Source organism: Aquitalea sp. S1-19 (assembly GCF_024343515.1).
Map to the genome: position 1 here is coordinate 1 of NZ_RJTZ01000356.1, position 467 is coordinate 467.

Here is a 467-nt window from a genome sequence, read left to right on the forward strand (position 1 = left end):
ATGTTGCGCTACCTCAAGCGTCTGGAAAACCGCGACCTCGCACTGAATCAGTCCATGATCAGTCTGGGCTCGTGCACCATGAAGCTGAACGCCGTGGCCGAGATGCTGCCGGTGACCTGGCCTGCTTTTGCCGAGCTGCATCCGTTCTGCCCGGCCGATCAGGCGGTTGGCTATCACGAAATGATTGCCGGCTTGCAGGCGCAGCTGATGGCGATTACCGGTTTTGACGCCATCTCGATGCAGCCCAACTCCGGCGCCTCGGGCGAATATGCCGGCTTGCTCGCTATCTTGCGCTACCACGAAAGCCGTGGTGATGTTGCGCGCACCGTGTGCCTGATTCCGCAATCGGCACACGGCACCAACCCCGCTACCGCGCAGATGCTGGGCATGCAGGTGGTGGTGGTGAAGTGCGACGAATTGGGCAATGTGGATCTCACCGATCTCAAGGCCAAGGCCGAGCTGCACGC

The 467-nt window shown here is 61.0% G+C and carries 1 pseudogene; it reads left to right on the forward strand.

Features of this window, described 5'->3' with window-relative positions:
• Window positions 1-467 (forward strand): annotated as a pseudogene (locus EGI20_RS19025) (glycine dehydrogenase (aminomethyl-transferring)); the annotation flags it as partial.